Raw genomic sequence first — 12,813 nt, 5'->3', positions numbered from 1 at the left:
ATGGCAACCGTATGTGGTGATCTCCCGCTCGAGCGACGGCGAACTGGTCGCCAACCGATTCTTTCCCACCGACCTGCGCTTTTCCGATGAAGCCGCCGCGATCGCCCACGCGCGCGATTGGGCTGTGCGCTGGATCGATGCGAGTAGCGTGACCATCTGACGGCTGCACGAGCGCAGTGCGCGGCTTCTCGCCAGCGCGCACGCTGCATCGCCGACACCGGCCTGTGCCAACGACCCCTGCTGATCGCGCCACGCCGCGCGAGCCGCGTTAAAACGCGGTAATCTCTGCGCGTAACCACTTCGAACCGTGCTCGACGCACGGCGCCGTCCGCTATGCCTAACGTGCCTACCCAGAACTGGGGTCTCGACCAGATCGTCGCGGACCTGCGCGCGTCGCGTGAACAATTGCATCGCACGCGGCATCCGCTCGGCATTCGCCAATTGCCGTCGCGCGAGGCCGTGATCGACATCGTGGCCGGCCTGCGCGCGGCGCTCTTTCCGACGCACTATGGCGCGCCCGATCTGACCGACGAGACCGTCGACTACTACGTTGGCCATACGCTCGAAAGCACGTTGCGTGTGCTCGCCGAACAGATTCGCCGTGCGCTGCGTTTTCTGCCGGAGTTCGGCGCGACGGCGGACCACGAGTTGCGGGACCGCGCGTTCGCGGTGGCGCGCGAATTCGCGACGCAACTGCCGGGCATTCGCGCGCTGCTGGTCAGCGACATTCAGGCGGCGTTCACCGGCGACCCCGCCGCGCAGCACATCACCGAAATCCTGCTGTGCTATCCAGGCGTATGGGCGATCACGCATCATCGCCTCGCGCATGCGCTGCATCGGCTCGGCGTGCCGCTGCTCGCACGCTTCATCAACGAGATCGCGCATTCGGCGACCGGTATCGACATTCACCCCGGCGCGACCATCGGCCCGAGCTTCTTTATCGACCACGGCACCGGCGTCGTGATTGGCGAGACCGCGATCATCGGCGAGCGCGTGCGCGTGTATCAGGCGGTGACGCTTGGTGCGAAGAGCTTTGCGGCCGACGAGGACGGCTCGCTGATCAAGGGCAACGCACGTCATCCTATCGTCGAGGACGACGTCGTGATCTATGCAGGCGCGACGATTCTCGGCCGCGTGACGATCGGACGCGGCTCGGTGATCGGCGGCAACGTGTGGCTCACGCACAGCGTGCCGCCGGGCAGCAGCGTATCGCAAGGCAAGGTCCGCGAAGGCGAGCGCGCGGCCGAGGGGCCGAAGTGATGCGCCGCTCGACGCAGGCGCTTGGCTGCGCGGCCTTGCATCTGCTCGCGTAAGCGGCGAACCATGTGCCGCGGCCGCGTACAGATGCGCCGTTGCGCGATTGCTGGCGTCGAAGCGACGGTGGCCGATACCGCGCGTTCCTTTCCGCGCCATTCGCACGATCGCTTTGGCGTGGGCGTCATCGTCAGCGGCGGGCATCGGTCGGCGAGCGGGCGCGGGGTCGTCGAGGCGCGCGCGCACGATGCAATCATGGTCAATCCCGGTGAAGTTCACGACGGCAGTCCGCTCGACGAACGCGGGCGCGCATGGCGCATGCTTTACTTCGATCCGTCGCTACTGACTAGCGCGGGCGCTGAGCTGAACGACACGGTCGCGCGCGAGCTCGAACTCACGCAGCCGGTCGCGCACGATCCGTTGCTTGCGCGGCTGTTCGAGCGGTTGTTTGCGGTGTCGGTACTGGCGCCCTGCGTGCCGGACGATCTAATCACGGAAGAGGCGCTGCTCGATCTGCTCGCGCATGTCGTGCGCGAGCATGCGACGAGCGCCGCGCGTGCGCTTCGCATCACGGCGAGCGGACCGATTGCACGGGCGAGAGCGCGCATCGACGACGATCCGGCCGCTGCGCTGACGCTCGCCGATCTCGCCGTCGAGGCCGGCGTGAGCCGCTTCCAGTTGCTGCGCGGCTTTGCCCAACAAACGGGCTTGCCGCCGCACGCGTACCGGATGCAGCGGCGCGTGTCGCTTGCAAGGCAATGGATCGTACGCGGCGCGACGCTCGCCGATGCGGCCGCTGCCGCGGGCTTTGCCGACCAGAGTCATATGACGCGCGCGTTTGTGCGTCTGCTCGGCGTGACGCCGGCCAACTATGCGGCGGTGATGCGGTGATCGGGGTGCCGTTGCAGTCGCGCGGATGGTCCGCTTCACCCCATTTGCCAATGACGCAACCCCGGCAACTCATACGCGTGATGCAGCAACACATGCGCGCCGATGAACCAGGCGGCCGCCCACGACGCGGCGACGACGATTAGATCGCAGTGTCCGCTGTTCCACAGATTCAATGAATGCCGCCCGGCAATCCACGGCACGCCGAGCGGATTCGGCCAGTCGGCGAGCAGATGCATGAGCCCTCCGCAAGCGAAGCCGAATAACGGCGCCGCGTAGACCGAATGCCCGAGCATGTGATACGACACGGCGAGCAGCGCGAGCCAGCCGATGCCCCAATGCGTGAGCGTTCGGTGGGTAATCCACAGTCGCCGCGCGCGCGACCACCATGCGACTTCGAGCCAGTCCGGCGCGGTGCTGCCGGCCACGCCGGCGATAAAACTCAGTAGCACTCCCGCATGAAACGGACTGCCGCCGCTGCGCGCAACGACTGCCGCGGCGATGACGCCGGCTGCGAAGCCGGTCGCATGATGCGCTTTGCTGGATGCCATCGACACTCACGGCACGCGAGCGCCGCCAGGAAAACAAAGGGCGGCCATGTTCGCAGATGAACGGATAAAAGAATAGCCGACGCCGACATAAAAAAACGCGCGTCGGCCGGGCGCTCGCGACGCTGAGTTCGTCAGCGCGCGAGCTGCTCCGGGGACTCAGGACGCGCAGCGGGCGATATCGAAGCGCATCTCCGATTCAGGCGGATCGTCCGGCGCATTGGCCGGGCGCATGACCTTGATGACCGTGCTGCCGTTGAGCGGCGTCAGCGTAATGAAATAGGAGTTGTTCGAATCGGCGCCGACCGCAAGCTCGGTCGCGGCGCCCGCATGCGACGTGCGCACGCGCGGCAGACGATCTTCGAGGCAGGTTGCGATCGAGGCGACCGTGCGGGACGACGACACGTACACCATCGGTTGGGACGGGTCGCGCGCGGGGCCGCTCGGCGAACCACAGGCGGCGAGAGTGGCGGTGATGGCGACAGCGGGGGCAAGCAGAAGAAGTCTTTTCATGGTCCGATCGTCGGCGTTCCCGGTCGTGCATGGGAAGGTGAGGCGCGGGCGAAGCGCGATGCGCTGGCGTGCAACGCGATGCTTCGCGGCGAAGCCGCCGTGTATCCGTCGCGGCATCGTGACATCGCGGCGGGCGGGCGGCCGGGGCAGTATACCCAGTGAACGTTGGCGCCGTCACCATAAGACAGCCCGTCGGCTAGCGGATGACGGCAAGCCGTAGGGCGATCACAAAGGCTCGCAATGGACGATCGACAGCCGGCGCCTCGTTGCCGCTCCCGCTCCGGCTTGTCCATTCGTCAGAGCGAGGCCGGCGGCGCGCGCCGGGCGGGTAAAATCGCGGTTCGAATGTTTTCGCCTCGCGAAGTGAGTGAACCTGTGATGAACGACACGCCTTTTTCCCCGTCCGACGGGACCGACCCCGCTCTGCTGCCGGACGATTCGTCCGCGCCGGACGAGAGCGTGCACGAACAGCGTCTGTGGCGCGACAACGGCTGGACTGCACGCGTCATCAAGAATGAAGACGACGACGGCTGGGCCGTCGAAATGGTCAAGGACGGCGAGGCGGAACCCGCGCTCGTCGGACCGTGGACGATGGGCCGCAACAAGAAAGACCCTAAACCGCTCGACGTGTCGGCGTTCAACACGCTGGTGAAAACGGCATCTGAAGTGTTGCGCCGCCACGAACAGCAACTGCGCGCGCAACTGCACAAGGCGGTGCGGGTGCAGAGCGCGGATGGCAATGACGAACTCGACATCACGCTCGATATCGTGCCCGACGAGGACGAGCCATACGCGTTGCTGAGCGCGCTCGATAGCTTCGGCGCACAGCTCGCACAAGTGCAGGTCGCGCCGACGTTCAAGCTAAGCAAAGCAAGCGCCACCGCGTGGGTGGAAAACGAATTTCGCCGGCCCGGCTGACGGCAGACGAAAGCAGGATCGAAGCCGGTCGCGCCGTTTGGCCGGAAAGTTAGCGGCTCGAATCTCGCGGTAATTACGGTCTGTGGCTACTGGCTGGCTTACGAGGCGGATTTGAAATCGACTTCGATCTTGCGACCCGATGTTATCGATGCGGCGAACGCGGTGACCGTTGCCGACTTACTCGCGCTTGCAGAAAATCGCGGTGATGAGCGGCGCGACGTGATGCACGATCGCCGTGCTGCCGGCGTCCGCGACCGCGGCGCGGACCTTGTCCTCGGCGCCGAATACGACGACGCCGTACGCGGATTGGGCGAGCGGTTCGCCGTCGCCGACCTGGAACATCGGATCGTCCTTCTGGAAGCCGACCACCGCGAACACGCGAAAACCGAAGGCGGTCAGCCTCGCGTCGTGCGTCGGCGAAAACGCGTTGATCGAGTTGCGTTCGACGTGGGTCGGCGTCGGGTCGATCAACTGCTGCGCGATGAGATCGGCGATGAACCGATGGCCGCTTTCATTGCAGACGAGCGGTGCGTCGAGCGTGGCCGGAAAACCGGGAACCGGCAGTGCCACCGCCGCGACCAATAGTAGTGAGGTAAGAAAACGATCCATAAGCTTCGACGGCAATCGTGATTCGATGTCGTGCATTCGCAACGGCCGGCGGTGCGGCGTGAAAAGACCGCGCGGCGCGCGTATCGACGCGATTGCGCAATGGCAGGCGCGACGGGATTCGCACTTTATCGCGATTCGACGGATCCCGCTTTGTGACGGATGCACAATCGTCATCGGTGATCTGCAAAGAAACTTTCGGGACGAAAGCAATCTTTCTCGTTCCCGTATATATTTCCGGGTTATGACTTCGCAAGCCAAATCTCCAATCAGCGTTCCGCCGCCCCGCACCTGGGACGCCCGGCTCGCCCGCCGGCTCGTGACGCCGCTGGTCAATAGCCGGGTCACGCCGAACCATCTCACCACGCTGCGCCTGCTGATCGGCTTGGCGGGCGCCTTGTGCCTCGCCCACGGCGAATTCACGTGGGCCAACGCGGGCGCTCTGCTGATCGTGCTATCGAATTTCGTCGATCACACCGACGGCGAACTCGCGCGCATCGGCGGCAAATCGAGCCGTATCGGTCATTTTTACGATCTCGGCAGTGATGCGCTCGTCTCCGTGGCACTGTTCGTCGGCATGGGCATCGGGGTCGGCGGGGCGCAGACGGGCGGCCTGAAAATCGCGGCGGGCGTACTCGGCGCGCTGGCTGGGGTGGCCGTTGCGTTGATCTTCTTTCTGCGCATGCGTATCGAAGACATGGCCGGCAAGGCGGGCACGAAGCAGGCGTCGGTTGGCGGCTTCGAAACGGAAGACGTGCTGTATCTGCTGCCCATCGTTACGCTCACGAACGTCGTATTGCCGTTCGTCGTGGTCGCGTCGATCGGCGCGCCGCTTTTCGCCGCGTGGGTGGTGTTCGACTACTGGCGGGTCGCGCGCCGCACCGCTCGTCCGGCGGCCAAGGCTTCCGAAAACAGTCAACGTTGGGCCAGCGAATGAGTACGCCCGCCGAGGACGCGCTCGCGTCAGCACCCGTTACGGCAACCGCATTCCCAGCATCGCCCATACCCGCACCGGACGCGGACCGAGCGGTGGCGAGCCGCACGCGGACATTCGACAACGCGCGCCTTCGCAAGGACTTCGCCGCGCAGGGGGCGTTTCTTTATCTGGACGATTTCCTTGCGCCGGAAGTCACCGCGCAACTGGTCCACAGTGCGCGCTCGCTGCTCGACGAGGTGAACCGCAACTATCTGCCGGGGCACAAGCAGGGCGGTAGCGTGAGCCGCCATACGATCGACCGCCTCGCGCCGTTTATCGCCGAGCTGTACCGCTCGAAGGAACTGATCGGCTGGCTCGAGCAGATCAGCGGCGACAAGCTGCAGGTGTCGCCGGCCGACGATCCCCACGCATACGCGCTGTATTACTACACGCGCCCGGGCGACCATATCGGCTGGCACTACGATACGTCGTACTACGACGGCCGCCGCTACACGCTGCTGCTGGGGGTGATCGACGAATCGTCGTGCCGGCTCGACTACGAACTGCATACACGCACTCCGGAGCTGCCCGATCAACCGGGCTCGGTGCAGATTCCGCCCGGCGGCCTCGTGTTTTTCGACGGCGACAAACTGCGCCATCGCATCACGCCGGCGGGCCCGAACGAGATGCGCGTGTCGCTGACGTTCGAGTACGTCACCGACCCGAACATGCGGCCGTGGCGCCGCTTTATGTCGAATATGAAGGACGCGGTCGCGTACTTCGGTTTCCGCCAGGTATTCCGTCAGATAACCTCGCGCGGCAAGGGCGCCGTATGAGTCGCGCGGCCCTTCTTCTGCTGTCGATCGGCACGGCGCTGTTTGTCGGCCTGCTCGCGTGGCAAGGGTTCGGCTCAGTAGCTTCCACGTTGCTCGCGGCCGGCTGGGGGCTCGCGGTCGTCGCGGCGTTTCACGTGGTGCCGCTCGTCGTCGATGCCGGTGCGATCGTGGTGTTGTTCACGCGTGGCGTCCGCGACGATGCGCCGCGCGATCCGTCGTGGCGCGATGCGCTGTTCGCGCGCTGGATCGGCGAATCGGTGAATAGCTTGCTGCCCGCCGGCCAGATCGGCGGTCCGGTGGTGATGGTGCGGCAACTGTCGCAGCGCGGCATGCCGCTGCGCGACGCGGCTGCGGCGATCACGGTCAGCACGACGTGGCAGGCGCTCGCGCAAATCGTTTTCGCGCTCGGCGGCGTGCTGCTGTTCGGTGCCTATGCCGCGCACGGCGCGCTGCACGACCTGCAAGCCGCAACGTTGATCGCCACTTGTGTGCTCGGCGCGATGATCGCCGGTTTTTACTTTGCGCAGCGGCGCGGTTTGTTCGGCCGGCTGCTTGGCGTGGTGTCGAAGCTATTCGGTAAGCGCGACTGGTCGTCGCTGATGACCCGCGCGGAAGCCGTCGATGCCGCGGTGCAATCGCTCTACCGCGAGCGCGGCCGGGTGGTGGCGAGTTTCCTGTTGAGTTTCATCGGCTGGGTCGTGGGCACCATCGAAGTCTGGCTCGCGCTGCACTTTCTCGGCCATCCGGTCGGCTGGATCGACGCGCTGCTGCTCGAAAGCGTCGGCCAGGCGATTCGCGGCGCGGCGTTCATGATTCCGGGCTCGCTCGGCGTGCAGGAGGGTGGCTATCTGCTGCTCGCGCCGCTGGTGGGTTTGCCGCCCGACGCGGCGCTGGCGTTGTCGCTCGCCAAGCGTGCGCGTGAAATCCTGCTGGGCCTGCCGGGCCTGCTGGTTTTGCACTTCAGCGAAAGAAGCTGGCAACGGCGGCGCGCCGTGCGGCGCATGCCCGTTGCCGATTGATCTCCGTATCTTTTCAAAGGACTGCGCATGCGCGCCATTATTCTCGCAGCGGGCCTCGGCCTGCGTCTTCAGCAGCCGCCGCAAGCCCAGTTTCCGAAGTGCCTGTTGCGGTTCGACGGCATGAGCCTGCTCGAGCGGCATCTGCAGATGCTGGCAACCGCCGGCGTAACCGACGTCGTGCTGGCGCTCGGTTTCCAGCCGGAATCGGTGCAGGCGGAACTGGCGCGTATCAACTGGCCGCATCAGGTCGAAAGCGTGATCAATCCGCGTTTCGATCTTGGCAGCGTGCTGACGGTGCATACGGTCGCTGACGCGCTGACGCGCGGGGGCGACGTGCTGCTGATGGACGCCGACGTGCTTTACGACGAGCGCATTCTGAACGCGCTGGTGGCTGGCGAGTCCGTCAACCGCCTGTTGATCGACCGCGATTTCGAAGCGGGCGACGAACCTGTCAAGCTGTGTCTGAAGAACGGCGTGCCGGTCGAATTGCGCAAGCAGCTCGCGGTGAATCTCGACTACGACACGATCGGCGAGTCGGTCGGCTTTTTCCGTTTCCGCGAGGAAACGGCGCGGCGCGTCACGCAGATCGTAGCCGGCTATATCGACAGCGGCCGCGCGAACATGCCGCATGAAGAAGCGGTGCGTGACCTGCTGCTCGAGCGCAGCCAGGTGTTCGACACGGCCGATGTAACGGGTGCGCCGTGGGTCGAAATCGACTTCCCGAACGACGTCGCGCGCGCAACCAATGAAATCCTGCCGCAGTTGCAGCCGCTTACTAGCGCGTCGCGCTAACGCGTCACGCAAACACGCAAGGCCGCTCAGGCGGCCGCTTTCCGACGCAACAGTAACGCAGGCCGCCGCCGCCGCACTCCCCGCGCAGCAAGGTCGCGCCGCCGCGCCGCGTTGATTAACTGGCCATTGCCCGTTGACCGCGCGCGCGGGGTCGCGCAACAACTCCCTCGCGCAACAACATTTGTTGCCGCCGCAATGCCATAATCGAAAACTTTCAATCGATGGCCTAGCGGCTTGTCGTCACGCCAATGCTTCTCGCTTTGGGCACTTTCATCGTTCCGCTGATCGTTGCGTGCGCGATGTTCATGGAAAACGTGGACGGCACGGTCATCGTCACGTCGCTGCCGGTTCTGGCGCGCGATCTTGGCCACGATCCCATTACGCTGAAGCTTGCCGTCACGTCCTATGTGATCGGCCTTGGCGTGTTCATCCCGATCTGCGGCTGGGTCGCCGACCGTTTCGGTTCGCGCACGGTATTCCGCACCGCGATCGGCATCTTTATGGCAGGCTCGCTGATGTGCGCGGCCTCCACTTCACTCGGTACCTTCGTGGCCGCGCGCTTCGTACAGGGCATCGGCGGCGCGCTGATGGTGCCGGTGGGCCGCATCATCATTTTCCGTTCGTTGCCGAAGTCCGAGTTCATCCGCGCGATGAATTATCTGTCGGTGCCGGCCTTGCTCGGTCCGGTGATCGGGCCGCCGCTCGGCGGTTTTATCACGACGTATCTGCATTGGCGTCTGATTTTCGTCATCAATATACCGATTGGTCTGCTGGGCATCTGGCTGACGAACAAATACATCGCCAACATGCGCGAACCGCATCCGGGCCGGCTCGACTGGATCGGCTTCGTGCTGTCGGCGAGTGGCGCGTCGCTATTTATGCTTGGGCTTTCGCTGGTCGGGGGTGAACTGGTGTCGACGCGCAACTCGGTCGGCATGTGCGTGACCGGCATCGTGTTGCTGCTGATTTACGTGCTGTATGCGAGCCGCGTCGCGTTGCCGGTGCTCGATTTGCGGCTGCTGCGCATTCCCAGCTTTCATGCGAGCGTGATTGGTGGCTCGATGTTTCGTATCGGCCTCGGGGCAGTGCCGTTTCTATTGCCGCTTGCATTGCAGGAAGGGCTCGGCATGACCGCGTTCAGGGCGGGAGCGATCACCTGCGCGTCCGCGTTCGGCTCGATTTTTATGAAGACGGTGGCCTCGCGCATTCTCGGCCGCTTTGGTTTTCGCACCGTGCTGATGGTCAATGCTGGCTGCGCGGGGCTCGCGATTGCGGTGTACGGACTATTTTTTCCCGGCACGCCGCATTGGTTGATCTGGTGTGTCGTGCTGGTGGGCGGGTTCTTTCCGTCATTGCAATTTACTTCGCTCAACACGCTTGCCTATGCGGATATTCCGAGCAGTGACGTGGGCCGCGCGACGAGCGTAGCCAGCGTCATCCAGCAGATGTCGCTAGGTCTCGGCGTGACGATTTCGGGCATCGTGCTGCAGATTTCGCATGCGGTGCAGGGGCATCCGAGAATCGTCTTTTCCGATTTCTGGCCCGCGTTTGTCGTGGTTGGCCTGTTCTCATGCCTGTCGATTCCGATCACCCGGCGCCTGCCCCAAGGCGCGGGCGATGAGATTGCGCGCGGCAATCGCGGGCATGCGTAAACGGTCTCGCTACGAAAGCCGGTGGCTTCGCAGATGGACGGATTGCATGTTATAAGCCCATACAGTTGAATCGTCATACCGATGTGATCGTCTCCCGGGGGGCCTCAATGAAGTTGTTCAGCAACGTCAAAGCGTCGGCCAGCGGCTTCGCGCTGGTCGCACTCATCTCCGTGTCGAGCGGGTTTCTCGAAGCGACGCCGGCCGTCGCGAAGGCTCCCGCAAAAATCCAGCCGGCCACGCTGACCAGTGCGGCGATCGCCGTGCCGGATCGATACAGCGCCGATGCCGCCGGGCAGATCTTCAACGAAGGGGGCAATGCGGTCGATGCGGCCGTCGCGATTGCCTTTACGCTCGCGGTCACCTATCCGGACGCGGGCAATATCGGCGGCGGTGGCTTTATGACGCTGTATGTCGACGGCAAGCCTTACTTTCTCGATTATCGCGAGCGCGCGCCGCTGGCCGCGACGAAGAATATGTATCTCGACGATAAAGGCAACGTCGTCAAGGACATGAGCCTGATCGGTTATCGCGCGGTAGGTGTGCCAGGCACCGTTGAAGGTATGTGGGAAGCGCAGCGGCGTTTTGGCAAGCTCAAATGGAAGCAGGTGCTCGCGCCGGCCATTCACTATGCACGCGACGGCTTCGAGGTCAGCCAGAAATTGCAGGAGCGGCGCGACGGCGCGGCCAAGTCCTTCGCCGGCAGAACCAATTTCGACACGTACTTCAGCAATCTGAAGCAGGGCGTCAATTTCAAACAGCCCGATCTTGCCGCGGTGTTGCAACGTATCTCCGACCACGGCGCGAAGGATTTCTATTCGGGCAAGACCGCCGACCTGATCGCCGATGCGATGCGCGGTCATGGTCTGATCACGAAGGCCGATCTCGAACAGTACAAGGCGGTGTGGCGCGAACCGGTCACGGCGGATTGGAACGGCTATCGCGTGATTACCGCGCCGCCGCCGAGTTCGGGCGGTGTGGGCCTCGTGCAGTTGCTGAAAATGAAGGCCGACCTCGCGGCTGATTTCAACGGCGTGCCGCTCAATTCCGCGCAATATGTGCATCTGATTGCCGAAATCGAGAAACGCGTCTTTGCGGATCGCGCGCAGTATCTCGGCGATCCCGACTTTTACAAAGTGCCGGTCGCGCAATTGATCGACGATGCGTATCTCGCGAAGCGCGCGGCCGAGGTCAATCCGGATACGCCGTCGGGTACCAAGAGCGTCCAGCCTGGCCTCGGCACATCGATGCCCGAGAAAGCCGAGACGACACACTATTCGGTGATCGATAAGTGGGGTAACGCGGTATCGAATACTTATACGCTCAATGGCCCATTCGGCTCCGGCGTGGTGGTGGATCGCGCCGGTATCGTGCTGAACGACGAGATGGATGACTTTTCCGTAAAGCCGGGTGTTGCGAACATGTTTGGCGTCGTGGGCAGCGATGCGAATGCTATCGAACCGCAAAAGCGTCCGCTGTCGTCGATGGATCCGACGATCCTGACAAAAGACGGCAAAGTCGCGCTCGTCATCGGTACCCCGGGCGGCTCGCGCATTTTTACGTCGATTTTCCAGGTGATCACGAATATCTACGACTTCGATATGCCGTTGCCGGATGCGGTTGCCGCAATGCGCTTCCACCATCAGCTATTGCCGCCGGATACGATTTTCTGGGAGCCGTACAAGCCGATCGAGGGCGAACTCGCCACGCAGATCGAAGCGAAGGGTTACAAGCTCGAAGGGCAGCGTTTCAACGGCGATATCCAGGTGATCAAAGTCAACGGCAATACACCGGAAGCAGTGGCCGATCCACGCGGGCGAGGGGTCACGCGGCTGTTTCAATAGGTATTGTCAGGCTCCGCTCAACCCGCCTGCTCGACCGGCGTCAACGTCAACTCCACCCGCTGCGCGCCGCGCAGCACACTGACGCCGACCGGCTTGTCGATACGCGACGCGTCGAGCGTGCGTTGCAGGCTATCCACATCCTGTACCGGCTGCGCATCGATCGCGACGATCGTATCGTCGGTGCGCAAACCGCCCAGCGCGGCCGGGCTGCCTTTGACGATTTCCATCACATGCACGCCGCTTTGCGCACTCAGGCCGAAATAGCGCTGCACGCGTCGCGAGAGGGGTGTCGTGGTGCCGGCCACGCCGATATACGCGCGCCGCACGCGGCCATGCGCAAAGATCTGCATGATCACCCACTTGGCGGTATCGATGGCGGTTGCAAAGCAGATTGCCTGCGCGCCTGGGATGATCGCGGTATTGACGCCGATCACCTGGCCCGCCGAATTGATCAGCGGCCCGCCCGAGTTGCCCGGATTGAGCGCGGCATCCGTCTGGATCACGTCATAGATCATGCGGCCGGAGTTCGAGCGCAACGAACGGCCGAGCGCGGAAACCACGCCGGTGGTGACGGTTTGCTGGAGACCGAGCGGATTGCCGACCGCGATCGCGATCTGCCCGACACGCAGCTTCGACGATTCGCCAAGTTCCACATGTGGCAGTGGCTCCGGCGATCCAATGCGCAACACCGCGAGATCGCTGCCCGGATCGTCGCCGACCAGGTCCGCCGCGAATTTCGCGCCGTCGGCGAGCGTGACCTGAATGTGCGTCGCGCCATGCACGACATGGCTATTGGTCAGCAGATAGCCGTCGGGCGTAAAGATGAAGCCCGAGCCGGTGCCGCCGCGTGCGCCGCGGCCGTGCCCCGGCGGCTCGCCAGGCAGGCGGCGTTCGACGGCAATAAACGCGACCGCCTGCTGGACCCTTTCGAGCGCGCCAATTACGGTGCGGGAGTAGGCGTCGAGCAGTGCGTCGTCGTCGTGAGTGAGAAGGTCGGCGGATTGGGGCCCGGGGGCGTCGGATGCGGCGC

The 12,813-nt window shown here is 64.1% G+C and carries 13 protein-coding genes; 9 read left to right on the top strand and 4 right to left on the bottom strand.

Translation table 11 applies throughout. The features are described 5' to 3' along the window. Window positions 1-333 precede the first annotated feature (333 nt). Complete coding sequence (gene epsC / locus VGH68_RS25295) at window positions 334-1,260, top strand: serine O-acetyltransferase EpsC (RefSeq protein ID WP_331606451.1); 927 nt, start codon at window positions 334-336, stop codon at window positions 1,258-1,260. 63 nt (window positions 1,261-1,323) lie between these two features. Further along, on the top strand, window positions 1,324-2,145 hold the full coding sequence (locus tag VGH68_RS25290) for an AraC family transcriptional regulator (RefSeq protein ID WP_331606450.1): 822 nt from the start codon (window positions 1,324-1,326) through the stop codon (window positions 2,143-2,145). Between the two features lie 35 nt (window positions 2,146-2,180). Here VGH68_RS25290 and VGH68_RS25285 read toward each other — a convergent pair whose 3' ends face one another. Further along, on the bottom strand, window positions 2,181-2,693 hold the full coding sequence (locus tag VGH68_RS25285) for a metal-dependent hydrolase (RefSeq protein ID WP_331606449.1): 513 nt from the start codon (window positions 2,691-2,693) through the stop codon (window positions 2,181-2,183). A gap of 156 nt (window positions 2,694-2,849) precedes the next feature. Next, entirely contained in the window at window positions 2,850-3,203 is a 354-nt protein-coding gene (locus tag VGH68_RS25280) for a sugar ABC transporter ATPase (protein WP_414696987.1), read from the bottom strand. Between the two features lie 378 nt (window positions 3,204-3,581). Here VGH68_RS25280 and VGH68_RS25275 point away from each other — a divergent pair, with 378 nt between their 5' ends. Beyond that, entirely contained in the window at window positions 3,582-4,121 is a 540-nt protein-coding gene (locus VGH68_RS25275; RefSeq protein ID WP_331606447.1) for a hypothetical protein, read from the top strand. Between the two features lie 177 nt (window positions 4,122-4,298). On the opposite strand, the gene VGH68_RS25270 is transcribed toward VGH68_RS25275, so the two are convergent. Further along, a complete protein-coding gene (locus VGH68_RS25270; protein ID WP_331606446.1) occupies window positions 4,299-4,730 on the bottom strand; it encodes a hypothetical protein in 432 nt (143 codons plus the stop codon). Between the two features lie 241 nt (window positions 4,731-4,971). On the opposite strand from VGH68_RS25270, the gene VGH68_RS25265 reads away from it, so the two are divergent. From VGH68_RS25265 to ggt, 6 genes are all read left to right on the top strand, one after another. Next, a complete protein-coding gene (locus tag VGH68_RS25265; RefSeq protein ID WP_331606445.1) occupies window positions 4,972-5,664 on the top strand; it encodes a CDP-alcohol phosphatidyltransferase family protein in 693 nt (230 codons plus the stop codon). Beyond that, on the top strand, window positions 5,661-6,479 hold the full coding sequence (locus tag VGH68_RS25260; protein ID WP_331606444.1) for a HalD/BesD family halogenase: 819 nt from the start codon (window positions 5,661-5,663) through the stop codon (window positions 6,477-6,479). Before VGH68_RS25265 ends, VGH68_RS25260 begins: the two co-directional genes overlap by 4 nt. Beyond that, entirely contained in the window at window positions 6,476-7,498 is a 1,023-nt protein-coding gene (locus tag VGH68_RS25255) for a lysylphosphatidylglycerol synthase domain-containing protein (RefSeq protein WP_331606442.1), read from the top strand. The genes VGH68_RS25260 and VGH68_RS25255 overlap by 4 nt, the downstream gene beginning before the upstream one ends. A gap of 27 nt (window positions 7,499-7,525) precedes the next feature. Next, window positions 7,526-8,290 carry a phosphocholine cytidylyltransferase family protein gene (locus VGH68_RS25250; protein WP_331606441.1) on the top strand — a complete coding sequence of 255 codons (765 nt, stop codon included), beginning with the start codon at window positions 7,526-7,528 and terminating at the stop codon, window positions 8,288-8,290. A 248-nt stretch (window positions 8,291-8,538) separates the two neighbouring features. After that, window positions 8,539-9,942 (top strand): MFS transporter, encoded by a 1,404-nt coding sequence (locus VGH68_RS25245; RefSeq protein ID WP_331606440.1) that lies wholly within the window; start codon window positions 8,539-8,541, stop codon window positions 9,940-9,942. A 107-nt stretch (window positions 9,943-10,049) separates the two neighbouring features. Further along, window positions 10,050-11,783 carry a gamma-glutamyltransferase gene (ggt, locus tag VGH68_RS25240; protein WP_331606439.1) on the top strand — a complete coding sequence of 578 codons (1,734 nt, stop codon included), beginning with the start codon at window positions 10,050-10,052 and terminating at the stop codon, window positions 11,781-11,783. 17 nt (window positions 11,784-11,800) lie between these two features. Here the strand turns inward: ggt and VGH68_RS25235 are convergent. Beyond that, the coding region (locus VGH68_RS25235) for a S1C family serine protease (protein WP_331606438.1) at window positions 11,801-12,813 on the bottom strand (1,013 nt) is incomplete at its 5' end.

It is taken from the genome of Paraburkholderia sp. (assembly GCF_036488505.1).
Classification (GTDB): Bacteria; Pseudomonadota; Gammaproteobacteria; order Burkholderiales; family Burkholderiaceae; genus Paraburkholderia.
This window is presented reverse-complemented; position numbering and strand designations above follow the sequence as displayed.

What these genes read in the sequence shown, in the direction of transcription:
- epsC (WP_331606451.1), top strand. Translation starts at nt 334, where the DNA reads ATGCCTAACGTGCCTACCCAGAACTGGGGTCTCGACCAGATCGTCGCG.
- VGH68_RS25290 (WP_331606450.1), top strand. Translation starts at nt 1,324, where the DNA reads ATGTGCCGCGGCCGCGTACAGATGCGCCGTTGCGCGATTGCTGGCGTC.
- VGH68_RS25285 (WP_331606449.1), bottom strand. Translation starts at nt 2,693, where the DNA reads ATGGCATCCAGCAAAGCGCATCATGCGACCGGCTTCGCAGCCGGCGTC.
- VGH68_RS25280 (WP_414696987.1), bottom strand. Translation starts at nt 3,203, where the DNA reads ATGAAAAGACTTCTTCTGCTTGCCCCCGCTGTCGCCATCACCGCCACT.
- VGH68_RS25275 (WP_331606447.1), top strand. Translation starts at nt 3,582, where the DNA reads ATGAACGACACGCCTTTTTCCCCGTCCGACGGGACCGACCCCGCTCTG.
- VGH68_RS25270 (WP_331606446.1), bottom strand. Translation starts at nt 4,730, where the DNA reads ATGGATCGTTTTCTTACCTCACTACTATTGGTCGCGGCGGTGGCACTG.
- VGH68_RS25265 (WP_331606445.1), top strand. Translation starts at nt 4,972, where the DNA reads ATGACTTCGCAAGCCAAATCTCCAATCAGCGTTCCGCCGCCCCGCACC.
- VGH68_RS25260 (WP_331606444.1), top strand. Translation starts at nt 5,661, where the DNA reads ATGAGTACGCCCGCCGAGGACGCGCTCGCGTCAGCACCCGTTACGGCA.
- VGH68_RS25255 (WP_331606442.1), top strand. Translation starts at nt 6,476, where the DNA reads ATGAGTCGCGCGGCCCTTCTTCTGCTGTCGATCGGCACGGCGCTGTTT.
- VGH68_RS25250 (WP_331606441.1), top strand. Translation starts at nt 7,526, where the DNA reads ATGCGCGCCATTATTCTCGCAGCGGGCCTCGGCCTGCGTCTTCAGCAG.
- VGH68_RS25245 (WP_331606440.1), top strand. Translation starts at nt 8,539, where the DNA reads ATGCTTCTCGCTTTGGGCACTTTCATCGTTCCGCTGATCGTTGCGTGC.
- ggt (WP_331606439.1), top strand. Translation starts at nt 10,050, where the DNA reads ATGAAGTTGTTCAGCAACGTCAAAGCGTCGGCCAGCGGCTTCGCGCTG.